Source organism: Nocardioides sp. Kera G14 (genome assembly GCF_020715565.1).
Taxonomy (GTDB): Bacteria; Actinomycetota; Actinomycetes; order Propionibacteriales; family Nocardioidaceae; genus Nocardioides.
This window is the reverse complement of record NZ_CP085839.1, coordinates 247,590-271,107: the sequence shown is the minus strand read 5'-3', so window position 1 is coordinate 271,107 and position 23,518 is coordinate 247,590. Positions and strand designations below refer to the sequence as shown.

The 23,518-nt window shown below is 68.0% G+C and carries 23 protein-coding genes and 1 tRNA gene; 3 read left to right on the top strand and 21 right to left on the bottom strand.

Annotation, left to right across the window (positions count from 1 at the left end; all coding sequences use genetic code 11):
• Nucleotide 1: 1 nt before the first annotated feature.
• From rpoB to LH076_RS01285, 20 genes are all read right to left on the bottom strand, one after another.
• On the bottom strand, nt 2–3,478 hold the full coding sequence (gene rpoB, locus LH076_RS01380) for a DNA-directed RNA polymerase subunit beta (protein WP_227782184.1): 3,477 nt from the start codon (nt 3,476–3,478) through the stop codon (nt 2–4).
• Between the two features lie 114 nt (nt 3,479–3,592).
• Nucleotides 3,593–4,081, bottom strand: coding sequence for a hypothetical protein (locus tag LH076_RS01375; RefSeq protein WP_227782183.1), 489 nt, complete (start codon nt 4,079–4,081; stop codon nt 3,593–3,595).
• On the bottom strand, nt 4,078–4,650 hold the full coding sequence (locus LH076_RS01370) for a hypothetical protein (RefSeq protein ID WP_227782182.1): 573 nt from the start codon (nt 4,648–4,650) through the stop codon (nt 4,078–4,080). The genes LH076_RS01375 and LH076_RS01370 overlap by 4 nt, the downstream gene beginning before the upstream one ends.
• Nucleotides 4,647–5,855, bottom strand: a complete 1,209-nt coding sequence (locus LH076_RS01365) for an MCE family protein (RefSeq protein WP_227782181.1) — start codon at nt 5,853–5,855, stop codon at nt 4,647–4,649. Before LH076_RS01365 ends, LH076_RS01370 begins: the two co-directional genes overlap by 4 nt.
• Nucleotides 5,852–7,312, bottom strand: a complete 1,461-nt coding sequence (locus LH076_RS01360) for an MCE family protein (RefSeq protein WP_227782180.1) — start codon at nt 7,310–7,312, stop codon at nt 5,852–5,854. The genes LH076_RS01365 and LH076_RS01360 overlap by 4 nt, the downstream gene beginning before the upstream one ends.
• Nucleotides 7,309–8,460, bottom strand: coding sequence for an MCE family protein (locus tag LH076_RS01355; protein WP_227782179.1), 1,152 nt, complete (start codon nt 8,458–8,460; stop codon nt 7,309–7,311). Before LH076_RS01355 ends, LH076_RS01360 begins: the two co-directional genes overlap by 4 nt.
• The gene (locus LH076_RS01350; RefSeq protein WP_227782178.1) at nt 8,460–9,449 is read right to left on the bottom strand and encodes an MCE family protein; all 990 of its coding nucleotides are present in this window, start codon (nt 9,447–9,449) and stop codon (nt 8,460–8,462) included. Before LH076_RS01350 ends, LH076_RS01355 begins: the two co-directional genes overlap by 1 nt.
• Entirely contained in the window at nt 9,446–10,498 is a 1,053-nt protein-coding gene (locus tag LH076_RS01345) for an MCE family protein (protein ID WP_227782177.1), read from the bottom strand. The genes LH076_RS01350 and LH076_RS01345 overlap by 4 nt, the downstream gene beginning before the upstream one ends.
• On the bottom strand, nt 10,495–11,589 hold the full coding sequence (locus LH076_RS01340) for an MCE family protein (RefSeq protein WP_227782176.1): 1,095 nt from the start codon (nt 11,587–11,589) through the stop codon (nt 10,495–10,497). The genes LH076_RS01345 and LH076_RS01340 overlap by 4 nt, the downstream gene beginning before the upstream one ends.
• The gene (locus LH076_RS01335) at nt 11,589–12,413 is read right to left on the bottom strand and encodes an MlaE family ABC transporter permease (protein WP_227782175.1); all 825 of its coding nucleotides are present in this window, start codon (nt 12,411–12,413) and stop codon (nt 11,589–11,591) included. Before LH076_RS01335 ends, LH076_RS01340 begins: the two co-directional genes overlap by 1 nt.
• 4 nt (nt 12,414–12,417) lie before the next feature.
• Nucleotides 12,418–13,203 (bottom strand): MlaE family ABC transporter permease, encoded by a 786-nt coding sequence (locus LH076_RS01330; protein ID WP_227782174.1) that lies wholly within the window; start codon nt 13,201–13,203, stop codon nt 12,418–12,420.
• Between the two features lie 5 nt (nt 13,204–13,208).
• The gene (locus tag LH076_RS01325) at nt 13,209–14,180 is read right to left on the bottom strand and encodes an ABC transporter ATP-binding protein (RefSeq protein ID WP_227782173.1); all 972 of its coding nucleotides are present in this window, start codon (nt 14,178–14,180) and stop codon (nt 13,209–13,211) included.
• 102 nt (nt 14,181–14,282) lie between these two features.
• Nucleotides 14,283–14,675, bottom strand: coding sequence for a 50S ribosomal protein L7/L12 (gene rplL / locus LH076_RS01320; RefSeq protein WP_227782172.1), 393 nt, complete (start codon nt 14,673–14,675; stop codon nt 14,283–14,285).
• Nucleotides 14,676–14,688: 13 nt separating this feature from the next.
• Complete coding sequence (gene rplJ, locus LH076_RS01315; RefSeq protein WP_227782171.1) at nt 14,689–15,339, bottom strand: 50S ribosomal protein L10; 651 nt, start codon at nt 15,337–15,339, stop codon at nt 14,689–14,691.
• A 268-nt stretch (nt 15,340–15,607) separates the two neighbouring features.
• Nucleotides 15,608–16,321, bottom strand: a complete 714-nt coding sequence (rplA, locus tag LH076_RS01310; RefSeq protein ID WP_227782170.1) for a 50S ribosomal protein L1 — start codon at nt 16,319–16,321, stop codon at nt 15,608–15,610.
• Between the two features lie 59 nt (nt 16,322–16,380).
• Nucleotides 16,381–16,809, bottom strand: coding sequence for a 50S ribosomal protein L11 (gene rplK / locus LH076_RS01305; protein ID WP_227782169.1), 429 nt, complete (start codon nt 16,807–16,809; stop codon nt 16,381–16,383).
• Nucleotides 16,810–16,950: 141 nt separating this feature from the next.
• A complete protein-coding gene (gene nusG / locus LH076_RS01300) occupies nt 16,951–17,715 on the bottom strand; it encodes a transcription termination/antitermination protein NusG (RefSeq protein WP_227782168.1) in 765 nt (254 codons plus the stop codon).
• A gap of 29 nt (nt 17,716–17,744) precedes the next feature.
• Nucleotides 17,745–17,990: a preprotein translocase subunit SecE gene (secE, locus tag LH076_RS01295; RefSeq protein WP_227782167.1), complete on the bottom strand. Its 246-nt coding sequence runs from the start codon at nt 17,988–17,990 to the stop codon at nt 17,745–17,747.
• A 24-nt stretch (nt 17,991–18,014) separates the two neighbouring features.
• A tRNA-Trp gene (locus tag LH076_RS01290) sits at nt 18,015–18,087 on the bottom strand.
• Between the two features lie 33 nt (nt 18,088–18,120).
• On the bottom strand, nt 18,121–18,891 hold the full coding sequence (locus tag LH076_RS01285) for a phosphatase PAP2 family protein (protein ID WP_227782166.1): 771 nt from the start codon (nt 18,889–18,891) through the stop codon (nt 18,121–18,123).
• A 90-nt stretch (nt 18,892–18,981) separates the two neighbouring features.
• Between LH076_RS01285 and LH076_RS01280 the strand changes: the two genes are divergently transcribed.
• Nucleotides 18,982–19,632, top strand: coding sequence for a TetR/AcrR family transcriptional regulator (locus LH076_RS01280; RefSeq protein WP_227782165.1), 651 nt, complete (start codon nt 18,982–18,984; stop codon nt 19,630–19,632).
• Nucleotides 19,633–19,644: 12 nt separating this feature from the next.
• Here the strand turns inward: LH076_RS01280 and LH076_RS01275 are convergent, their stop codons facing one another.
• Nucleotides 19,645–20,817 carry an ROK family transcriptional regulator gene (locus tag LH076_RS01275; RefSeq protein WP_227782164.1) on the bottom strand — a complete coding sequence of 391 codons (1,173 nt, stop codon included), beginning with the start codon at nt 20,815–20,817 and terminating at the stop codon, nt 19,645–19,647.
• Nucleotides 20,818–20,923: 106 nt separating this feature from the next.
• Here LH076_RS01275 and edd point away from each other — a divergent pair, with 106 nt between their 5' ends.
• Entirely contained in the window at nt 20,924–22,861 is a 1,938-nt protein-coding gene (gene edd / locus LH076_RS01270) for a phosphogluconate dehydratase (protein WP_227782163.1), read from the top strand.
• The gene (gene eda, locus LH076_RS01265; protein WP_227782162.1) at nt 22,854–23,513 is read left to right on the top strand and encodes a bifunctional 4-hydroxy-2-oxoglutarate aldolase/2-dehydro-3-deoxy-phosphogluconate aldolase; all 660 of its coding nucleotides are present in this window, start codon (nt 22,854–22,856) and stop codon (nt 23,511–23,513) included. Before edd ends, eda begins: the two co-directional genes overlap by 8 nt.
• Nucleotides 23,514–23,518 lie beyond the last annotated feature (5 nt).

Below are 23,518 nucleotides of genomic sequence, written 5' to 3'. Positions count from 1 at the left end.
CTCAGACTTCTTCGACGGACGACGGCTCACGACGGGAAAGGTCGATGCCCAGCTCCTCAGCGGCGCGGAACACGTCCTCCTCCGCATCCTTGAGCTCGATGGCGCTGCCGTCCTGGGAAAGGACCTCGACGTTGAGGCAGAGCGACTGCATCTCCTTGACGAGGACCTTGAAGGACTCCGGGATGCCGGAGTCGGGGATGTTCTCACCCTTGACGATCGCCTCGTAGACCTTGACGCGACCGGGCACGTCGTCGGACTTGATGGTGAGGAGCTCCTGGAGGGCGTAGGCGGCGCCGTACGCCTCCATTGCCCAGACCTCCATCTCACCGAAGCGCTGGCCACCGAACTGGGCCTTACCGCCGAGCGGCTGCTGGGTGATCATCGAGTACGGGCCGGTCGAGCGGGCGTGGATCTTGTCGTCGACCAGGTGGTGAAGCTTGAGGATGTACATGTAGCCCACCGACACCGGCTCGGGGAACGGCTCGCCGGAGCGACCGTCGAAGAGCCGGGCCTTGCCGTCCTCCTTGACGACACGGAAGCCGTCGCGGTTCGGGATGGTGGCGCTGAGCAGACCCGTGATCTCGTCCTCGAGCGCACCGTCGAAGACCGGCGTGGCGACCTTCGTGTTCGGCTCGGCCTTGTCGGCGTGGATCGACATCAGGCGCTGGGCCCAGTCCTCGGTCTTGGACTTCTTGTCGTCCATCAGGTCGAGGTCCCAGCCCTGCTTGGCAAGCCAGCCGAGGTGGAGCTCGAGGACCTGACCGATGTTCATACGACGCGGAACACCGAGCGGGTTGAGGATGACGTCGACCGGGGTTCCGTCCTCCATGAAGGGCATGTCCTCCACGGGCAGGATCTTGGCGATGACACCCTTGTTGCCGTGACGGCCGGCGAGCTTGTCACCGACGGAGATCTTGCGCTTCTGGGCGACGTATACGCGGACGAGCTGGTTGACGCCCGGGGGCAGCTCGTCGCCCTCCTCGCGGTCGAAGACGCGGACACCGATGACGGTGCCCTCCTCGCCGTGCGGGACCTTCATGGACGTGTCGCGGACCTCGCGTGCCTTCTCACCGAAGATCGCGCGGAGCAGGCGCTCCTCCGGGGTCAGCTCGGTCTCGCCCTTGGGCGTGACCTTGCCGACGAGGATGTCACCGGTCGTGACCTCGGCACCGATGCGGATGATGCCGCGCTCGTCGAGGTCGGCCAGCATCTCCTCGGAGACGTTCGGGATGTCCCGGGTGATCTCCTCCGGGCCGAGCTTCGTGTCGCGGGCGTCGACCTCGTGCTCCTCGATGTGGATCGAGGTGAGGTAGTCCTGCTGCACGAGACGCTGCGACAGGATGATCGCGTCCTCGTAGTTGTGACCCTGCCACGGCATGAACGCCACGAGCAGGTTCTGGCCGAGCGCCATCTCGGCGCCCTCGGTGGCCGGGCCGTCGGCGATCGGCGAGCCGACCTCGACGCGGTCACCCTCGGTGACGAGCGGGATCTGGTTGACGCAGGTGCCCTGGTTCGAGCGCGTGAACTTGGCCAGCTTGTACGTCGTGTACGTGCCGTCGTCGTTCATGGTCTCGATCACGTCGGCCGAGACGTCCTTGACGACGCCGGCCTTCTTCGCGACGACGACGTCACCGGCGTCGACCGCGGCGCGGTACTCGATGCCGGTGCCGACGAGCGGGGCCTCGCTGCGGACGAGCGGAACGGCCTGACGCTGCATGTTCGCGCCCATGAGGGCACGGTTGGCGTCGTCGTGCTCGAGGAACGGGATGAGCGCGGTCGCGACCGACACCATCTGCCGCGGCGAGACGTCCATGTAGTCGACCTCGGCGGCCGGGACCTCGGAGACCTCGCCGTCGGCGAGGCGCACGAGGACGCGCTCGTCGACGAACTTGCCGTTGTTGTCGAGGACCGCGTTCGCCTGGGCGATGACGGTCTTCGACTCGTCGTCGGCCGTGAGGTAGTCGATCTGGTCCGTCACGACGCCGTCGACGACCTTGCGGTAGGGCGTCTCGACGAAGCCGAACGGGTTGATCCGACCGAAGCTCGCGAGCGAGCCGATGAGGCCGATGTTCGGGCCTTCCGGCGTCTCGATCGGGCACATGCGGCCGTAGTGCGACGGGTGGACGTCACGGACCTCCATGCCGGCGCGGTCGCGGGAGAGACCACCCGGGCCGAGCGCGGAGAGGCGGCGCTTGTGGGTCAGACCCGCGAGCGGGTTGTTCTGGTCCATGAACTGCGAGAGCTGCGAGGTTCCGAAGAACTCCTTCAGCGCCGCGACGACCGGGCGGATGTTGATCAGGGACTGCGGCGTGATGGCCTCGACGTCCTGGGTCGTCATGCGCTCGCGGACCACGCGCTCCATACGGGCCAGACCCGTGCGGAGCTGGTTCTGGATGAGCTCGCCGACGGTGCGCATACGACGGTTGCCGAAGTGGTCGATGTCGTCGGGCGCGATGTCGATGAGGCCCTGCGGCGTCTCGAGCTGGGTGCGGCCGTCGTGCAGCGCGACGATGTACTTGATCGCAGCGACGATGTCGTCGACGGTCAGCGTCTGCTGGTCGAACGCCTCGAGCAGGCCCAACTTCTTGTTCACCTTGTAGCGGCCGACCTTGGCGGTGTCGTAGCGCTTGGGGTTGAAGTAGTAGTTGTTGAGCAGCGTCTGGGCAGCCTCACGCGTGGGCGGCTCGCCCGGACGGAGCTTGCGGTAGATGTCGAGCAGGGCGTCGTCCTGGCCGGTGGTGTTGTCCTTCTCGAGGGTCAACATCATCGACTCGTACTCGCCGAACTCCTCGCGGATCTGCTCGTTGGTCCAGCCGAGCGCCTTGAGCAGCACGGTGACGTTCTGCTTGCGCTTGCGGTCGAGGCGGACGCCGACGAGGTCGCGCTTGTCGATCTCGAACTCGAGCCAGGCACCACGGCTCGGGATGAGCTTCGCGGTGAAGATGTCCTTGTCCGACGTCTTGTCGGCGGTGCGCTCGAAGTAGACGCCCGGGGAGCGGACGAGCTGCGAGACGACGACACGCTCGGTGCCGTTGATGATGAAGGTGCCCTTGTCGGTCATGAGCGGGAAGTCGCCCATGAAGACCGTCTGGCCCTTGATCTCACCGGTGTCGTTGTTGGTGAACTCGGCCGAGACGTAGAGCGGCGCGGAGTAGGTGAAGTCCTTCTCCTTGCACTCCTCGACCGTGTACTTGGGGTCGTAGAAGACGGGGTTCTCGAACGAGAGCGACATGGTCTCGGAGAAGTCCTCGATGGGAGAGATCTCCTCGAAGATCTCCTGGAGGCCCGACTTGTCGGACACATCCTCGCCCGCAGCGCGGCGGGCCGCGATGCGCTCGGCGTGGATCTCGTTGCCGATCAACCAATCGAAGCTGTCGGTCTGCAGCGCAAGAAGCTGCGGGACCTCCAGCGGCTCGGTGATCTTTGCGAAAGAAAGGCGACGGGTAGTGGAATCAGCAGAGGAGCTGCGCGCGGCCAAGAGGAATCCTTCAACAGATTTCGCTGGTGATATGCGCGAGCCGACCACCGCAGAGGTCACCGGACAGACCGAAGGGTATTTGAGGGCACGCGCAAAGCGCTAGCATACCCTGTTCTACTGCGTGACCAAATCGTCCACCAGCCATCGGCCGGAGGACTGGACCATCGTAAGGGTGACGTGGTCCTCGTAGGTGACAGGCGTGGGCGTGTCGACGTTGCTGGTCGGCCGGTCGATGAGGACAAGCACCTGCACCCGGTCGGGCGTCGCGTGCACGATGCCCGAGCCGACGACCTTCCCCGTGATGACCGTCTTCGCCGTGACGGCGTTCTTCTTGATCGTCTGCCAGAGGTCGTCGTAGTGGTGCGCGCTCCGGTAGTGACCGGTCAGCCAGCCCTTGGCGGCGGCCTCGTCATCGTCGAGGGTGCGGTAGTCGTACGTCGTCACCGGCACCGCCGCCTGCTCGGCCGCCTCCAGCGCGGCACGGGCGGAGTCCTCAGCCCGCACCGGGTCCGGGCGGGTCCAGGCGTACGCCGCCACGGCCACGAGCACGAGGGCGACCAGGCCGACGAGGGCGAGCACCCAGCCACGGGTCCACCGGCTCACTGCTGGGCCTCCTGCTGCGCCTCGGCCCCGACGGGGGTGAAGTCGTCGACCTTCCACACCCCGCCCTGGCGGACGAGCGTGACCTCGACCCGGTACGGCTGGGCGTCGGCGGACGTCCGCTTGCTCGGGTCCTTCGGCGCCTTGGGGTCCGGGAAGGAGTTGGTCAGGTCACCGGCCACCAGGACGGTCGCCCTGCCGCGGTCGAGGTCGAGGTCGCCGACGCCGGTCGCGTCGACCTTGGTCGTCCGGGCGAGGCCCGACTGGATCACGGTCGCCTCGGCGTACGGCACGTTCTGCTCGAAGTCGGCCTTGAACTTCGCCGTCACGAGCTTCTCCACGTCCGCCCGGTACGTCGGCATCGTCTGCCCCTCGACGAGGTCGGGGCCATAGGTGTTGACCGTGGACATGAACGTCCGGGCCTGTCCCATGACGACGTCGCGGGCGTCCTGGGTGGGATTGTCGGTGGACCAGGGTGCGCCGCCGCGGTGCACCGCCTGATAGCCCAGCGCCGCACACGACAGCACGATGAGCGCTGCGAGCACGACGAGGATCCCTCGTCGCAATATCACCGACCGAGGCCCTCCGGCGCTCCCCAGGTGAACTTCTTCGTCGCCTCGTCGTAGGAACCGATCACGGTCGAGGAATCTACCGGTCCGGTGAGCGGCGCGGCCCGGTTGAGGTTCTGCGCGCCGCGCGGGTTGGACTTGGTGGCGGGATCGGCGCAGTGGGCGTTGGTGTTGAGCGCCTTGTTGGAGCCCTCCTGGGGCGCCCGCTGCTTCGTGCCGCCGTAGCCGTTGGTGCAGAGCGTGTCCGTCGTGAGCACGAGGCCGAAGTGGGCGTTCCACTTGCCGTCGATGTCGTTGTCCACGACGGTGAAGCCGCCCTCGACGACGTACGGGTAGAGGACGAGGACCTGCTTGAGGCCCGGAAGGCGCTTGTAGACGATGTCGCCGATCGTCACCGACTCGGAGAGCAGTTCGGTGAGGTCGACGTTGTTCTCGTCGAGGAACTGCTTGAGCAGGGACGCTCCGGCGGCGCCGTTGGCGATCAGCTTCCGCAGGTCGGGGTCGCTGCCGGCGAGGACGTCGGAGAAGAGCGAGAGGTTCTTGGCGAAGCTGGTGATCGCGCTGCTCGTCGCGACCTGGCTCGACAGGACCGTGTTGGAGTCGCGGATCAGGGCCGTCGTGGTGTCGAAGTTGGCGTCGGCGGTCCGGATGAACGCCGTGCTCGAGTCGATGATGTGCTGCAGGTCCAGGGCCGTGCCGGCGAAGGCCGTCCCGAGCTCGTTGATGGTCGTGGCGAGCGAGTCCTGGTTGACCGAGCCCACGGTCGAGGCCGCGTCGCCGAGGAGCTTCTCGGTCGGCAGCGGGGTCCGGGTCTGCGCCTTGGGGATCTCCGAGCCGTCCTTGAGGAAGGGGCCGGCGTTGCTGGCCGGCTGGAGGTCGACGTACTGCTCGCCGACGGCCGACCGGTTGGCGACCGCGGCCACCGCGTCGGTCGAGATGGTGTCGTAGCGGTTGTCGATGTCGAGGTAGACGTCCACGCCGTCGTCGGTGAGGACCATCTTGTCGACCTCGCCCACCTTGACGCCGCGCCAGTCGACCTCGGCGCCCTCGTAGATGCCGCCCGAGGAGAGGAAGTGGCCGACCACCGTGTAGCCGGGGTCGTGGACGAGCCGGTCGAGGCGGGCGTACCTGCCGCCGGCGAACGCCACCCCCACGAGGGTGAGGATCACGAAGACCAGGAGCTGGACCTTGACGCGTCGGGTGATCACTTCGCCGCTCCCTTCACCGCGAGGCCGGGCACGAGCAGCCGGACCAGGCTCGGGTCGTACGCCGACGACAGCTCGTCATACGTGAAGGAGCCGGTCAGCGTCTTGCCGTCCGAGGTCGCGCCGGGCGCCGCCCGCAGCAGACCGAGGCCCGAGGTGAGTGCGTCGCCGAGTCCCGGCAGCGCGCTGTTGAGCTGGGAGGCGACCGAGGAGGGCAGGATCCCGCCGGTCGTGCCGGTGAGGTTGGGCAGTCCGGGGAGCTGGTTGAGCCCCTTGCAGAGGGAGGTGTTGCGGTTGGCGGGCTTCTTGCACTCGTTGAGCAGGTTGAGCAGCGCACCCGGCGTCGCGATCAGGTCCTTGCACGCCTGGCTGGAGAGGCTGCCGGACTGGAGGCACTTGGTCAGGTTGCTGACCACGTTGGTCGGGTTGATGATCGAGGGGACCGCGCTGTTCAGGTCGAGGCTGGAGAGGTCGACCTGCAGGTCGATCGAGAGGTTGACGTAGTCACCCATGTGCAGGTTGCGCGCCACGGTCGGGTCCCGGCCGACGACCTCGTCCACGAACGGGTAGGTGAAGATCGTGTCGACCGCATTGACGAGGTGGTCACCGGCGGCGGCGAGCTGGGTCAGCGTCGGCTGCAGGTTGTCGAAGGTGCGGATGACCTGGTCCTTGGACGCCTTGATCACGCGGGTGCCGACGTCGCCGAGCGCGGCGAGCGACTGCAGCATGGTGACGAGGTCCTTGCGCTGGCCGTTGATGCTCGTGAGCGCGGCGGGCAGCTGCTCGAGCGTCGCGTCGATCGTCGCCTCCTGACCGCGGGCGGACTTCGCCAGGCGGTCGAGGGCGTCGATGGCGTGGACGATGTCGTCCTTGTGGGTGTCGAGCTGGGTGGCGAACTCGTTGGCCTGGACGAGCACGTCGCGGGCCGCGTCCTCGTGGCCTGCGAGGGCCTTGTTGAGCTCCACCGAGATGGTCTGGAGCTGGGCCACTCCCCCGCCGTTGAGGACCAGGCTGAGCGCGCCGAGCACCTCCTCGATCTCGGGGTTCTTGCCGCTGTTGGCGAGCGTGATCGTGTCGCCGCTCTTGAGCAGGGTCGGGCTCGGGTCACTGGCCGGTGCGGCGAGGTCGACGAACTTCTCGCCGAGGAGACTGGTCTGCCGGATGGTCGCGATCGCGTTGACCGGAAGCTTCGTGTCCTTGCGGATCGTGAGGGCGACGTCCGCGTGGCCCTTGTCCAGCCGGATCTTGTCGACCTTGCCGACCGTGACGTCGCCGACCTTGACCGACGAGTCGGGCACCAGGTCGAGGACGTCGGCGAACTGCACGGTGAGCGTGATCGGGTTGTCGCCGGTGTCGGCGCCGCCCGGCAGCGGCAGGTCGTAGACGTCGAAGGAGCAGCCGCTCAGGAAGAGCCCGGCGGCGATGATGCCCGCGAGGCAGCGCAGGAGTCGGCGGATCATCGGGTCACCTCCGTCTGCGGCACGAGCCCACCGAGGGTGGGGTCGCTCTTCTTGCCGTACGAGGAGCCGGTCCCAGCGGCGGCACCGAAGACGTCACCGGCGCGGCCGGCGCCGCCCAGCTGCTTGCAGAGCTTCCCCGAGCTGTCCAGATTGTCCAGGATCGTGCACAGCGCGACCGTCGGGTTCGCGAGGTCGAACGGCAGCGCCTTGTCCAGGTTGGAGTTCGTGTCCAACGTCCCCGACTGCGGGTTGTAGGCGTGGAAGAGGTTGTCCAGTGCCAGCGGGGCGTTGTCCAGCGTCTCGGAGAGCTGGTCGCGGCGCTTCACCACGACCTTGGAGAGCTGGTTGAGGCTGTGGATGTCGCTGTGCAGGACGTCCTTGTTCTCCTTGACGAAGGTCTGCACGTCACCCAGCGCCGAGGCGAGGTTGCGCAGGGAGCTCGCGAGGTCGTTGCGCTCGCCGGCCAGAAGGTCGGAGACGCTCGCGATCGAGGTGTTGAAGTTGCGCACGGTGTCGTCGTTCTTGGCCAGGGTGTTGATGAAGCCCTCGAGCTGCTGCGCGGAGCCGAAGAGCTTGTCCTTGTTGTTGTCCAGGGTCTGGGTGAGGTCGCTGAAGTCGCCGATCGTCTCGTGGAACTGCGCACCCTCGCCGCCGAAGTTCTTCGCGGTCTGGTCGAGCAGGTCGCTCAGCGCGCCGTTCTTGTTGGCGCCCTCGGGACCGACCGCGACGACGAGCTTGTCGAGCTGGCCGTAGATGTCGTCGAGCTCGAGCGGCGTCGCGGTGCGATCCACGTCGAGCACGGCCCCGTCGCGCAGGGTCGGACCCGAGGTGTACGCCGGCGTCAGCTGGACGAACCGGTCGCCGACCACCGACGGGGCCACGATCAGTGCCTTCGCGTCGGCGGGGATCTTGACGTCGTCGTCGTACGACATCGTGACCTTGACCGACGTGCCGCCGGGCTCGACCTTGTCGACGCTGCCGACGGTGACACCGAGGACCCGCACCTCGCTGCCCTCGTAGATCGAGACGGTGCGCGGGAACTCCGCCACGAGCGTGCGGCTGCCGCCGCCGACGAGTTGCGTGAGCGCCACGACCACGAGGGCGAGGACGATGAGGGCCGGAATCCCGAGCCGGAGCAGACGCGTCATCAGCCGGCCGCCGGGACGGGAGGGATGTTCTGGATGTAGGAGTCGAACCACGGGCCGTTGCCGAGCACGTTGCTGAAGATCCGGTAGAACGGCGCCATCAGCCTCAGGCTCTCGTCGAGGTTGTCCATGTTCTTGTCCAGGACGCCGAGGACGCTCTGCACCTGCGTGAGCGCCGGATTGAGGTCGGCGCGGCTCTCCTTGATCAGGCCGCTGAGCTGGGCCGACAGGCTGGACGTCGAGGTCAGCAGGTCGTGTACCGCCTGGCGTCGTGCGACGAGCGCCTGGAAGACGCTGTCGGCGTCCTTCATCAGCGCCACGATGTCGCCGTCGCGCTCATCGAGGACCTGGGAGACCCGCTGCAGGTTGGTGAGCAGCGTGCCGATCTGGGCGTCCTTCGCGGCGAGGTTCTTCGACAGCGCCGCCACGCCGTCGAGCGCCTGCTTGAACGAGTCCGGCGTCGTGCGGGTCAGGTCGGAGAGGGTCGTCAGCGCGGCGGCCAGTTGGTCGGTGTCGATGTCGCCGGCCGTGTTGGCCAGCCCGGTGAAGGCCTGGACGACGTCGTACGGCGACGTGGTCCGCTCGACAGGGATCTCGGTGCCCTCCTTGAGCTGGCCGGACCCGGCGGGCTCGAGCGCGACGAACATGGCGCCGAGGATGGTCTTCACCTTGATCGCGGCGCGCGTCTCAGTGCCGAAGGCGGAGTCGGTCTTGAGTCGGAAGCCGACCCGGACGTGCCCGCCCTCCAGCTCGATCTTGTCCACCTTGCCGACCCGGACCCCCGCGATGCGGACTTCGTCGCCGGTCTTCAGGCCCCCGGCCTCCGCGAAGTCGGCGTAGTAGCGGGTGCCGCCGCCGATCAGCGGCAGGTCCTGCGCCTTGAACGCGACGAGCATCAGCAGCGCGATCACGGCGAGGCTGACCGCCCCGATCGTGATCGGGTTGCGCTCGCGGAAGGGCGTGAAGCCTCCCCTGGTGCCGAAGAGCCTCATCCGAGGTTGCACCTCGTCCCGGCGTTGAACTTGAGGGTGTCGGTGCCGAGCTTGATCTGCTGGTTGCCCGGCAGCTTCACCGCGCCGTTGAAGTTGCAGAGGAAGAAGTTGAACCAGGACCCGTAGGAGCCGACGTTGCCGACCTTGTTGAGCTTGATCGGCAGAACCTGCAGTGCACGGTCGAGCTCGGCCTTGTTGCCGTTGATGTTGGTGGCGACCTTCCGGAGCTGCTTGATGTCCTCGGGGAACGGACCGCGCAGGCCCTTGAGCAGGTCGGCGGTCTGCACCGAGACGGCCGAGATCTGGTCAAGGGAGCCGAGGATCGCGTCCTTGTCCTCGGCGAGGCCGCCGACGAAGGTGCGGAAGGTCGTGATCAGTTGCGAGAGCTGCTGGTCACGGTCGCCGAGGTGGTCGAGGACCTGGTTGAGGTTGTCGATCAGGGAGTCGATGACCGCGTCGCGGTCGCTCAGCGTCTGGGTGACCGACGCGGTGTGGGTGAGCAGGCTCTCGAGCGTGCCGCCCTCACCCTGGAAGACCTGGACGATCTCGTAGGAGAGCTTGTTGATGTCGTCCGGCGAGAGCGCCTGGAAGAGCGGCTTGAAGCCGTTGAAGAGCGTGCTGAGGTCGAGCGAGGGCTGGGTCTGCGAGATCGGGATGACCTGTCCCGGGTGCAGCTGGACGCCACCGTCGAGAGTGTCGGTGAGCGCGAGGTAGCGCTGGCCGACGATGTTCCGGTAGCGGATGGTGGCGTGCGTCGCGGCCGCGATGTGCTGGTCGTCGGACACGCTGAAGGTCACCAGCGCCTTCGTGCGGTCGGTGATCTGGATGTCCTTGACGGTCCCGACCTTGACCCCGGCGATGCGGACGTCGTCGCCCTTGGCCATGCCGGTGGCGTCGGAGAAGACCGCCTTGTACTTCTCCGTACCGCCGAAGGAGATGTTGCCGATGGTGAGGACGAGCAGTCCGGTCGCCATCGCCGTGATCACCATGAAGATGCCGAGCCGGACGAGGTCCTGGCTGGTCTTCTTGTCGAGTCCGGTCCTGCTCATCGCACGTTGCCCTTCACGCCGTCATTGACGTTGGGCACGACCCGGAGCGGGTTGGACTGTGACCAGTTCGGGCTGGGCAGGTGGCCACACGTCGGTCCGCGGTCCTCGGCGAAGTACGGCTGGTCGGCGGCCGTGTAGGTGCGCGGCTGCTTCTGCAGCGTCTCGAGCACGATGTGCAGCGTGTAGTTGCGGAAGACCTCGCCCTCGCGGACGCCGAGGGCGTCGACGCCGCCGAGGAGGCAGGGGAACTCGGTGGAGTAGCGGGCGGCGTTGGCGAGCAGGCCGTCGTTGATCCGCGCCAGGTTGGTCAGGCTCGACTCGTTGGCGGTGAGGAACGCCTTGGCCGTGTTGGACAGCGACGTGACGTTCGTGAGCAGGTCGTGCACCGGCTGCTGCTTCTCCTTCAGCGTGCCCGTGGTGACGATCGTGTCCCGCAGGATCTGGGCGAGCTGCGGCACGACGGAGTTGTAGGTGTCCGCGACGGTGGCGGTCTGCTTGAGGTCACCGATCAGCTGCGGCAGCTGGGGGTTGAGCTTCTTCAGGTAGTTGTCGGCCGTCTGCAGTGTGTCGCCGAGCTGCTCACCGCGACCCTCCAACGCCGTCGCTACGGCGTTGAGGGTCATGTTGAGGTCGGCGGGTTGCACCGTGCGCAGCAGCGGGTAGAGGTCGGAGAGGACCGCCTCGAGCTCGGTGGAGACCTGGGTGCGCGCGATGGTCGTCCCGCTCCGGATCGGCTCCGTCGCGGCGTCGTCCGGGATCTCCAGGGCGACGTACTTCTCGCCGAAGAGGGTCTTGGGGAGGATCGAGCCGGTCACGTTGGCGGGGATGGTGTGGAGCTGGTCCGGCTTGATGCCGAGCGTGATCGTGGCGCCGTCGGCATCCGCCGAGGTCTTGAGCACCTCGCCGATGAGGACACCGCGGATCTTCACGTCCGCACGGTCGGGGAGCTGCAGCCCGATGGTGCTCGTGCGCAGGGTCAGCTCGTCGTACGACGTGAACTTCTTCGTGAAGACCGCGTAGGTCAGCCAGACTCCAGCGACCATCAGGACGAGGAAGCAGATGCCGAGGGCCCGGAAACGCATAGCGCCCATCAGCCTGCCAGCCTCACCGTGGTGCTCGCTCCCCAGATCGCCATCGACAGGAAGAGGTCGAGGACGGCGACGCTGACGATGCTCGTCCGGACGGCGCGGCCGACGGCGACGCCCACACCGGCGGGGCCGCCCGACGCGCTGTAGCCGTGGTAGCAGTGGATCAGGATGATCACGACGCTGAAGATGAGGACCTTGCCGAAGGACCAGAGCACGTCACCCGGCGGCAGGAACGCCCAGAAGTAGTGGTCGTAGGTGCCCGAGCTCTGCCCGAAGACCATCACCACCGTCAGCCGCGTCGCGATGTACGACGACAGCAGCCCGATCACGTAGAGCGGAATGATCGCGATCATTCCGGCGATGATCCGGCTGGTGACCAGGAACGGAAGGGACGGCACCGCCATCACCTCGAGGGCGTCGACCTCCTCGGAGATCCGCATCGCACCGAGCTGGGCGGTGAAGCCGCAGCCGACGGTGGCCGCGAGTGCGATGGAGGCGACGAGCGGGGCGATCTCGCGGGTGTTGAAGTAGGCGCTGACGAAGCCGGAGAAGGCGCTCGTGCCGAGCTGGTTGAGCGCGGCGTACCCCTGCAGCCCGACCTCGGTCCCGGTGAAGAAGGTCATCGCGGCGATGACGCCGATGGTGCCGCCGATGACGGCCAGCGCGCCGGTACCGAAGGTGACCTCGGCCAGCAGGCGGGCGACCTCCTTCTTGTAGCGCTTGACCGTGCGCGGCATCCAGGAGAGCGCGCGCAGGTAGAAGGCGAGCTCACGACCCAGGTGGTCGAGCCCGTCGAGCGGCTTCTTGAGCGGAGTGGGGAGGGCCATCGGATCAACCCGTCTTCGCCGGGACGACCTGGAAGTAGATCGCACTGATCACGAAGTTCACGACGAAGAGCAGCATGAAGGTCACGACGACGGACATGTTGACGGCATCGCCGACGCCCTTCGGCCCACCGGCGGCGTTCATCCCCATGTAGGCCGCGACGATGGCCGCGATCAGTCCGAAGATGAGGGCCTTCAGCAGGCCCTGCCAGACGTCGGGGAGCTGGGCGAGCGCGGTGAAGCTGGCGAGGTAGGACCCTGGAGTACCGCCCTGCAGGATCACGTTGAAGACGTAACCGCCGGCCACGCCGACGACGCTGACCATGCCGTTGAGGAAGACGCTGACGAGCATGCAGGCGAGGACGCGGGGCACGACGAGGCGCTGGATCGGGTCGATGCCCAACACCATCATCGCGTCGAGCTCCTCGCGGATCTTGCGAGCGCCGAGGTCGGCCGCGATCGCCGAACCGCCGGCGCCGGCGATGAGGAGCGCGGTCGCGATCGGACCGGCCTCACGGACGACGGCCAGCACGCTCGCCGAGCCGACGAACGACTGTGCGCCGAACTGCTTGATCAGGCCCCCGACCTGGAGTGCGATGACGGCACCGAAGGGGATGGCGACGAGCGCCGTGGGGACGATCGTGACGGAGGCGATGAACCAGGCCTGCTGGATGAACTCGCGCAACTGGAACGGGCGGCGGAAGAGGTTCCGCGCGACGTCGAGGCCGAAGGCGAAGAACCGTCCCGCCGTCCCGACCGGCCTGAGCACGCGAGCCGGACTGAGGGAGGACATTGGGGTCAAGCCTCCGCGCGAGCCCCTGCGCCACCGGCCAGCACCGAGTCGGGCTGGAAGGAGCCGGGCGGCGGAACGATGCCATGCTCACGACACCATTCGCCCGGCGTCCGCTGGCTCTTGCGTGGGATGCCGTTGGAGGGCTCGAGCTGCAGGGCGATCGGCGGCAGCGGCGGCAGGTCCATGTCCTTCTCCGCCGCGAGCTGGTCGGCGTCCTTCTCCTCGGACATGCCGATCGGGCCGACGCGCTGGGCGTTGAGGAACTGGCGCACGACCGGCTCCTCGGAGCTGAGCAGCATCTCGCGGTGCCCGAACATCGCGAGGTGCTTGTGGTAGAGCAGGCCGATGTTGTCCGGCACGGTCCGCGCGGTGTTGATGTCGTGGGTGACGATCAGGAACGTGGCGTCGATCTGGGCGTTGAGGTCGACGATCAGCTGATTGAGGAACGCCGTGCGGACCGGGTCGAGGCCGGAGTCCGGCTCGTCGAAGAGCACGATCTCCGGGTCGAGGACGAGGGCACGTGCGAGACCGGCGCGCTTGCGCATACCGCCGGAGATCTCACCGGGGAGCTTGTCCTCGGCGCCGATGAGACCGACGAGGTCCATCTTCTCCATGACGATCTTGCGGATGTCGGACTCGGACTTCTTGGTGTGCTCACGCAGCGGGAAGGCCACGTTGTCGTAGAGGTTCATCGAGCCGAACATGGCGCCGTCCTGGAAGAGGACGCCGAAGAGCTTCCGGATCTCGTAGAGCTCCTTCTCGGAGCAGGTCACGAGGTCGGTGCCCTCGATGATCACGGCGCCCGAGTCGGGCTTGAGCAGACCGATGAGGGTCTTCAGCAGAACCGACTTACCCGTACCGGAGGGACCGAGCATCACGCAGATCTCCCCGGCCGGAACGGTCAGGCTGACGTCACCCCAGATGAGCTGCTTGCCGAAGCTCTTCGTGAGGTGCTCGATCTTGATGTCGACACCCATGCCACTCCCAACGTTTGCGTGTGACGCAGGTTACGCGAAAGTAGCAAGAAAGAAAGCCCCTCCGCGCCGGGCGCGAAGGGGCTTTCTGGAGATGGAGCTAGATCACTTGAGGGTGACCTTGGCGCCGGCGGCCTCGAGGGCCTCCTTGGCCTTCTCGGCGGTCTCCTTGTTGGCGTTCTCGAGGATCGTCTTCGGCGCGGCCTCGACGAGGTCCTTGGCCTCCTTCAGACCGAGGGAGGTCAGGGCGCGCACCTCCTTGATGACGTTGATCTTCTTGTCGCCGGCGGACTCGAGGACAACCTCGAACTCGTCCTTCTCGGCGGCGGCCTCGGCGCCACCAGCGGCGCCACCAGCGGCGGGCGCCGCGGCAACGGCGACAGGAGCGGCGGCGGTGACGCCGAACGTCTCCTCGAACTCCTTCACGAACTCGGAGAGCTCGATGAGGGTGAGCTCCTTGAACGCGTCGAGCAGCTCTGCGGTGCTGAGCTTAGCCATGGTCGGCTTCCTTTCAGTTCTCGGTCTCCACCGGGGCGTCAGCCTCGGCAGTGACCTCTTCGGTGGTGTCGGCAGCGGTGTCGTCCGCGGCCGGAGTTGCCTCCTCGGCAGCAACCGGGTTACCGGCACCACCTGCGAGGATCGTGGGGTCTTCGGTCGCCTTGGCCTCGAGGGCGGCGGCGAGAGCAGCCGCCTTCGTGGGCAGGGCGTTGAAGACGTAGAGCGCCTGGGCCAGCGACGCCTGCATGGCGCCGGCAAGCTTGGCAAGGAGCACCTCACGCGACTCGAGGTCGGCAAGCTTGCCCACCTCAGCAGCGTCGAGCGCCTTGCCGTCCAGGAAACCGCCCTTGATCACAAGAGCGGGGTTGGCCTTGGCAAAGTCACGCAGACCCTTGGCGACCTCAACAGCGTCACCCTTGATGAAGGCGACGGCGGTGGGGCCGGCGAGGTAGTCGTCGAGACCCTCGATGCCGGCCTGCTGGGCGGCGATCTGGGTCAGCGTGTTCTTGACCACGGCGTAGTTGGCGTTCGCACCGAGGGAGCGACGCAGCGTCTGCAGCTCCTTGACGGTGAGACCGCGGTACTCGGTCAGCACGGCACCGTCGGAGGCGTTGAACTCGTCAACGATCTCCGCGACGGCCGCGTTGCGATCTGCCCGCGCCATGGGTCTCCTTCTTCCGTGGGCGAGACCCCCGGTCCACTCCGGGAAACACGAACGCCCTGAGCGCAGTGCTCAGGGCGTGGACATCGGCGAACCGGTGCTGCTCTGAATCCTGCGCGGGCCGTCCGAATCTCTTCGGAGCCTTCGGTCATCGGGCGGGGCCCTCAGACAACCGGCGGTCTCTGGTTTCAGGAGCAACCATACGGACGACGAAGGGGCCCCGCCAAATCGGCGGAGCCCCTTCGGGTGAAGCAGTGGATCAGAGCGAAGCTCAGGCCTCGTCCTCGCCCGCAACGTTCTTCGTGCGGTTGGGGTCGACCTGGACGCCCGGGCCCATCGTCGTGGAGACGGTGACCTTCTTGACGTAACGGCCCTTGGAGCTGGCCGGCTTCAGACGAAGCACCTCCTCGAGCGCCGCGGCGTAGTTCTCCGCGAGCTGGGCCTCGGTGAAGGAGGCCTTGCCGATGATGAAGTGCAGGTTGGCGTGACGGTCCACACGGAACTCGATCTTGCCGCCCTTGATGTCGGTGACGGCCTTGGCGACGTCAGCCGTGACGGTGCCGGTCTTCGGGTTCGGCATCAGGCCACGCGGGCCGAGGATGCGGGCGACCTTGCCGACCTTGCCCATGAGGTCCGGCGTCGCGACTGCGGCGTCGAAGTCGGTCCAGCCGCCGGCCACGCGCTCGATGAGCTCGTCGCCACCGACCTCGTCGGCACCGGCGGCGCGGGCCTCCTCGGCCTTGTCGGCGTTCGCGAAGACGATGACGCGGACGGTCTTACCCGTGCCGTGCGGCAGGGAGACGGTGCCACGGACCATCTGGTCGGCCTTGCGGGGGTCGACGCCGAGACGCATGACGACGTCCACGGTCTCGTCGAACTTCTTCTTGCTCGAACCCTTGGCGATCTTGATCGCGGCCAGCGGGCTGTGGATCTCGTTCTTGTCGAACGTCTCAGCCGCGGCGCGGTAGGTCTTGCTGCGCTGCATGGTGATTCCTTAAGTAGATATGGAGGTGTGGTGAACGAGCCAGCGCGGCTCTCCCACGTTCAGTCGGTGGTGACGCCCATCGAGCGGGCGGTGCCCTCGACGATCTTCATGGCGGCCTCGACGTCGTTGGCGTTGAGGTCGGGAAGCTTGGTGGTGGCGATCTCGCGGATCTGGTCCTTGGTCAGCTTGCCGACCTTGTCCTTGTGCGGGACCGACGAACCCTTGGCCAGGCCGGCGGCCTTCTTGATCAGCTCCGCGGCCGGCGGGGTCTTCGTGATGAAGTCGAAGCTGCGGTCTTCATAGATGGTGATCTCGACGGGGATCACGTTGCCGCGCATGGACTCCGTCTGGGCGTTGTACGCCTTGCAGAACTCCATGATGTTGACGCCGTGCGGGCCGAGGGCCGTACCGACCGGCGGGGCCGGGGTGGCGGCGCCAGCCTGGAGCTGCACCTTGACGAGCGCGGCGATCTTCTTCTTGGGAGGCATTGCTCTCTTCTTTCTTACTCGTGGTCATGACGAGGCGGGTGCCTCTGCCACTGACTCCTTCGCCGACGTACGTCGACCGGCGAGTCCACCAAGAGAAAAGTCTCCGGCATCAGCCGGAGACTTTCCAAAATCCGGATCGGATCAGACCTTGCTGACCTGGTTGAAGCTGAGCTCGACCGGCGTCTCGCGACCGAAGATCTCGACGAGGGCCTTGAGGCGCTGCGACTCGGCGTTGATCTCGGTGATGGTCGCGTGCAGCGTCGCGAACGGGCCGTCGACCACCATGACGGAGTCGCCGACGTTGAAGTCCGCGACCTCGACCGGCTTCTTCGACGCGAGGATCGTGCCGGCGCCACCCTTGTCGGCGGTGCCCGCGGCAGCAGCCTCGGCCTCGGCCTCGGCAGCGGCGACGACGGCCGGGGCGAGCATGTTCTCGACCTCGGTCATCGAGAGCGGGACCGGCTGGTGCTGGTGACCGACGAAGCCGGTCACGCTCGGCGTGTGGCGGACCGCGGCCCACGACTCGTCGGTCAGGTCCATGCGGACGAGGACGTAGCCGGGCAGGACGGTGCGCTTGACCTTCTTGCGCTGGCCGTTCTTGATCTCGAAGACCTCTTCGGTGGGGACCACGATCTCGTGGATGTAGTCCTCCATGTTGAGGGAGATGATGCGGTTCTCCAGGTTGGACTTCACCCGGTTCTCCATGCCGGAGTACGTGTGCACGACGTACCAGTCACCGGGCTTGGCCCACAGCTCGCGACGGAACGCCTCGAGCGCGTCGTCCTCGGCGGGCTCCTCGGTCGGCTCCTCGACGGCAGCCTCGACCTCGGGGGTCTCCTCGGACACCTCGGTCGCCTCCACCTCGTCGGTGGTGACCTCGGTGGCCTCGATCTCCTGCTCAGACACGCTTTGCTCCATCAACTCTCGGGTGATCGTCAGTCTCGTCCGCCGAAGATCTGGAAGAACAACTTGCCGAGCCCCAGGTCGAGGAGCGACACGATGGCCATCAGGATCAGGACGAACACGAGGACGACGATGAAATAGGTGGTCAGCTGCTGCTGCGTCGGCCAGACGACCTTCCGCAGCTCTGCGACCACCTGCCGGTAGAACGTGAAGGGGCTGGTGCGCTTCTCCCCCGGGGTCCGCTTCCGCGGTGCCGGGGTGGTCGTGCTCTCGGACATGCCTCTCCTCGTCCAACGTCGGTGCAGGGCACGAGGGACTTGAACCCCCAACCCTCGGCTTTGGAGGCCGATGCTCTGCCAATTGAGCTAGTGCCCTTCGGTGGATCCGGAAATCCACCAGATGAGGATCTTACGGGGACCCGGTGTTGAGCACCAATCGGGCACCCCGGACGCGGGCCACCCGGCGTACGGCGAGGACGATCCCCTCCGCCGCGAGGACGCAGAGGCCACCGACGAGGACGTCGCCCAGGTAGTGGTTGGCGGTGCCGATCACGACGAGCACCTGGACGGTCGGGTAGAGGACGGCCACGGTGCGCCACGTCCGGCCACCGAAGCTCCACATCTGGATGGCGCACCACAGTGACCAGCCGAAGTGGAGGGAGGGCATGGCGGCGTACTGGTTCGTGGCGTCACCGATCGCGCGCGGCGCTGAGGCGGCCTCGCCCCACCAGCCGTAGTCGGCGAAGCGGCGCAGGACGTCGATCGAGCCGAGCTCCGGCATCAGGCGCGGCGGCGCCGCGGCGTACGTCGCGTAGAGCACGAGCGCGACGCCCGAGGCGATCACGAGGGTCCAGTAGCCACGGCGATAGACCCAGCCGCCGGCTCGCCACGACATCACGAAGACGAAGGGCGTCATCACGTAGTGGAAGACGGCGTAGAAGTAGCAGGCGGGCACTGCGACCAGCGTCGTGGCCGCCATCCAGTGGTTGAACGGCAGCTCCAGATGTTCGAAGAGCCAGTGCTCATGACTGAAGATCGCCGCCGAGTGCGCGAACGCCTGGCCGGGGTCGGTCCCCTGCTGGGCCCGGATGAGCGTGTACGCCGCCCCCATCGCGATCAGCCCGGCGAACTCGACCATCGGGCGCGCCCAAGGCGCACGGGTCACCGCCGTCATTGACATCTGCGCCACCCCATGAGGAAGTGGAGGAAAGCCTCCGATTGGCAGGCTAGCACCAACCGGAGGGACGTCTCCACTTGATAGGATGGCTGCATGTGCCCCGCCGCGACCTCCTCCGAGTGCTTCGGGGCACTCCGCGTCGATGCCGCCCGGAACCGGGAGCGGATCGTCGATGCCGCGGCCCGCCTCTTCGCCGCGCACGGACTCGACGTACCGCTGGAGGACGTCGCCCGGGAGGCCGGCGTCGGGATCGCGACGCTCTACCGCCGTTTCCCCACGCGGCGCGACCTCGTCGTCGCCACGCTGCGCAAGATCGGGGCCGCCTACCTGGAGGTCATCGACCGGGCGTGTGCCGAACCGGATCCCTGGGAGGGGGTGCGCACGCTGATGCTCGGCCTCACCGAGCTGCAGGCCTCCGACGCCGCGCTCCGCGAGCTGGTCGTGAAGCGCTTCCCCGGCTCCGACGAGATCGAGCGCATGAAGGTGAGCGTCCAGGACAGGATCGAGGACCTGCTGGAGAGGGCGCGGGCCAGCGGCGGGCTGCGGCCCGACATCACCCGTTCCGACGTGGCCCTGATCCTGCTCGGCACCTCCGAGATCGTGCGACGCACGGCCGACCACTGCTCCGACGCCTGGCGGCGCTATGCCGCGCTGCAGCTCGAGGCGCTCCGCTCGCGGACCGATCCGGAACCACTGCCGCCGGCACCGTCGGTCGAAGCAGTCCACGAGGCGCTCGCGCACTGACCTCCGCGCAGGTCAGGCGGGTTGGGCGAGACGGGTGTCGACGGCGCCCGGGGCGAGGACGTGGTCGAGCGCGAGGGCCGCACAGCCCACCAGGCCGGAGGAGTCACCCTGCGCGGCCGAGAGGATGCGGAGGTCCCGTGTCGCCAGCGCGGTCGCACGGGCATAGAGCGTCTCGCGGACGCCGGCGGCGTACGTCTCGAAGGCGACGCCCATGTCACCGCCGATGACGACGGCCTCGGGGTTGAGCAGGTTGACCGCGACCGCGAGGACCTCGCCGAGGTGGCGACCGGACTCGCGTAGGAGGTTGCGGGCGACGGCGTCACCGGCGAGCGCGAAGCCGACCAGGTCGCGGACGTGCCCCGCCTCGCGGCCGGAGTCGTTGAACGCATTGACCAGTGCCCAACCGCCGGCCACGGACTCGAGACAGCCGGCCGACCCGCACCGGCACGGCAGGTCGCCGGCACCGATCCGGGTGTGCCCGATCTCGCCGGCCGCACCGAGGCTGCCCGACAGCACCCGGCCGCCCGCGACGACGCCCATGCCGAGGCCGGTGGAGGCCTTGACCACCAGGAAGTCGCGCAGGTCCGTGCCGCTGAAGAGCTCCGCGCGCGCCATCACGTCGGCGTCGTTGGCCAGGAAGACGGGGGCGGTCGTCACACCAGCGAGGTACGTCGACAGCTCGATGCCGTCCCAGCCGCCCATCATCGGTGAGTCCACGCTGACGCCGAGCTCCTCGTCGACCACGCCCGGAAGGCTCATCCCGACCCCGAGGACGGTGTGGTCGTCCTCGGCCAGCAGCGCGGCGAACCGCTTCGCGATCTCCGGCATCAGCTCCTCGGCCGAGACACCGGCGACGTGGTCGCGTGTGTCCCCGGCGAGCTCGCGCCCGAGCAGGTCGAAGACGGCCAGCTGGCTGCGGCTGCGGCCGATCGCCGCGGCCAGCACCACGCCCGCGTCGGCACGCAGGACCAGCGAGCCGGCCGGCCGCCCCCCGGTGGAGGCCAGCTCGTCGCCGTACTCGAGGAGACCGGCGTCGGCGAGGGCACTCACGCGCGCGTTGACGGCGGTGCGCGAGAGGCCGGTGAAGCGCTGCAGGTCACTGCGGCTCGAGGCGCGACCGCTTCGCACGAGGTCGAGAAGATCGCCGGCCGTGGCGTTCCGCAGGCTCAGCCATGAATCGGGCATGGCGGCGATCCTAGGGCCGGGCGGTCACAGTCCGTTCTCCACTTTGATCCACAAAAGACATAAGTGGTGCTTGTATCGTTCCAAAGTTCCTGTCACCGTAGTGCCTGTGACCCATCCCACTCTCACCGCCGTGACCGAGCGGATCGTCGAGCGCAGCCGCCCGACCCGCACGGCCTACCTGCAGCGACTGAGCGAGGCCCGCCTCGCCGGTCCGGCCCGCGGCCGACTCGGCTGTGGCAACCTCGCCCACGGGTTCGCCGCCGCTCCCGTCGAGGAGAAGCGCGAACTCCAGGTCGTCACGCCCGTCGGCAAACCGAACGTCGCGATCGTGACGAGCTACAACGACATGCTCAGCGCCCACGCGCCGTACGTCGCCTACCCGCCGGTCCTCAAGCAGGCCGTCATCCGCGCCGGAGGCCTCGCCCAGGTCGCCGGCGGCGTCCCAGCCATGTGCGACGGCATCACCCAGGGCCGCGACGGCATGCAGCTCTCCCTCTTCAGCCGCGACGTCATCGCGATGTCCGCCGCGATCGGGCTCTCGCACGACATGTTCGACGCCGCCCTCATGCTCGGCGTCTGCGACAAGATCGTCCCCGGGCTCGTGATCGGCGCCCTCTCCTTCGGGCACCTGCCCACCGCGTTCGTGCCGGCCGGGCCGATGACCTCGGGCCTGCCCAATGCGGAGAAGTCGCGCATCCGCCAGCTCCACGCCGAGGGCAAGGTCGGCCGCGAGGAGCTGCTCGCCGCGGAGTCTTCCTCGTACCACTCGGCGGGCACGTGCACCTTCTACGGCACCGCGAACTCCAACCAGCTGCTGATGGAGGTGCTCGGCCTCCACCTGCCCGGCTCCTCCTTCGTCAACCCGGGCACGGAGCTGCGCGAGGCACTCACCCGCGCCACCGCGGCCCAGGTCACCGCTCTGGCGCTGGACGGCGGGCCGGGTATCGGTGAGATGGTCGACGAGCGCGCGATCGTCAACGCCTGCGTGGCGCTGCTGGCCTCGGGCGGCTCGACCAACCACACGATGCACCTGGTCGCGATGGCCCGCGCGGCCGGCATCGTCCTCACGTGGGACGACCTCTCCGACCTGTCGTCGGTCGTGCCACTGCTCGCTCGGGTCTATCCCAACGGCGAGGCCGACGTGAACCACTTCCACGCCGCCGGTGGGATCGGCTTCCTGATCCGCACCCTCCTCTCGGCCGGACTGATGCACGAGGACGTGCAGACGATCATGGGCCGCGGGCTGTCGCGCTACACGTCGGAGCCACAACTCGATGGATTCGGCCTCGGCGCCACCCCGCTCGAACCCGGGGTCGTGTGGGTGGACGGGCCGGCGTCGTCGTACGACGAGAGCGTGCTGCGCGCGGTCGACAACCCGTTCTCCGCCGACGGTGGGCTCCGCGTCCTCCACGGCCCGCTCGGCACGTCGGTGATCAAGGTGTCGGCCGTGAAGCCGGAGCACCGCTTCGTGTCGGCACCGGCCGCCGTCTTCGACGACCAGGCCGACTTCCTCGCCGCCTTCGCGTCAGGGGCGCTCGACGGTCGCGACTTCGTCGCCGTCCTGCGCTACCAGGGCCCGGCCGCCAACGGCATGCCCGAGCTGCACAAGCTGACGCCGGCCCTCGGCGTGCTTCAGGACCGCGGCCAGCGGGTCGCACTCGTCACCGACGGCCGCATGTCCGGCGCCTCCGGCAAGGTGCCCGCCGCCATCCACGTGACGCCCGAGGCCGCGCTCGGCGGTGTCCTCGCCAAGGTCCGCGACGGCGACCTCGTCACCGTCGACGCCGATCGCGGCGTGCTGACGATCGATGTCCCTGCCGAGGAGCTCGCCTTCCGTCCTGCCACCGGTCGGGCACTGTCCGACGAGGAGTGGGTCGGCACCGGTCGCGAACTCTTCGCGGCGTTCCGCCATGCCGTCGGCCGGGCCGACCTCGGCGCGTCGGTCTTCGCCACCCCCAGCGCCAGCCAGCCGCTGGCGCGACCGCGTACCCCCAGCATCCCCAGCGCCGTCGGCGCCCACACGAAGGAGTCCTCCGTTGCCTGAGGCCAGCACCACCCTGCCGCGCCCCACCGACCCGCCGGGTCCCACCGACCTGCTCTCCATCGCTCCCGTCATCCCGGTCGTCGTGATCGAGGACCTGACGCACGCCGTGCCCGTGGCCCGCGCCCTCGTCGAGGGCGGCCTGCCCGTCATCGAGCTGACGCTGCGCACCCCCGTGGCCCTCGAGGCGATGCGTGCCATCGCCGACGAGGTCCCCGAGATCACCCTCGGCGCCGGCACGGTCACCACGCCGGAGCTGGCCAAGCAGGCTGCAGCCGCCGGGGCCTCGTTCCTGGTCTCGCCGGGCGCCACGCCGCGGCTGCTCGACGGGATGTTCGAGACGGGGCTGCCGTTCCTCCCCGGCACGGCGACCGTCTCGGAGGTCCTGACGATCCTCGAGGCGGGCCTGACGCAGATGAAGTTCTTCCCCGCCGCCGCGATCGGAGGAGCGACCTTCCTGGCGTCACTGCCCACCGTCGTGCCCACGGCCCGCTTCTGTCCGACCGGCGGGATCCGTCCGGCCAACGCGTCGGCGTACCTCGACCTGCCGAACGTCGGCTGTGTCGGTGGCACCTGGATCACGCCCGCGGACGCCCTCGCCAAGGGCGACTGGGCGCGGGTCAGCCACCTCGCCGCCGAGGCTGCCGCCCTCTAGGAGAG